Source organism: Streptomyces sp. DH12, assembly GCF_020873895.1.
In the GTDB taxonomy this organism is placed as follows: Bacteria; Actinomycetota; Actinomycetes; order Streptomycetales; family Streptomycetaceae; genus Streptomyces.
This window is the reverse complement of record NZ_JAHWGT010001245.1, coordinates 1-433: the sequence shown is the minus strand read 5'-3', so window position 1 is coordinate 433 and position 433 is coordinate 1. Positions and strand designations below refer to the sequence as shown.

Sequence of the window (433 nt, the reverse complement as noted above, 5' to 3'; positions counted from 1 at the left end):
CAGTGGTCGACGGCCATCGCCACGGACGTCGGCACCACGCCCCGTCCGGCGACGGCCTCGTCCACCCAGTAGCCGATGTGCCCCGAGCACATGGAGCCCCAGGTGATCCCGGCGACCGTCCACTGCCCGACCAGGCGCCCCTGGTACTCGATGACGAACGGCAGCATGCGGCCCGCGCCGGCCTCGGAGCGCAGGTGGCGCACCATCTGCCGGTAGGTGGGGCGGTGGGTGACGGGGCCGCTGGGCGTGGGCGGCGGGATGGTCGCCTCCCAGGGCCGCAGCCAGTCGCGGTTGCGGCGGTTCACCTCGCGCCAGGCCTTCTGGTCGCGCAGCTTTATCGGCCGGAGGACGATGTCGCCGTCCACCAGCTCCACGGGCCAGTACGGGGTGTTCAGCGCGCGCCCCCGTCGTCGTCGGCCGGCCGGGGGTGGTC

The 433-nt window shown here is 74.1% G+C and carries 1 protein-coding gene; it reads right to left on the bottom strand.

What is annotated here, in order from left to right:
• The coding region (locus LPA54_RS39475) for a GNAT family N-acetyltransferase (protein WP_228985217.1) at positions 1 to 374 on the bottom strand (374 nt) is incomplete at its 3' end.
• Positions 375 to 433 lie beyond the last annotated feature (59 nt).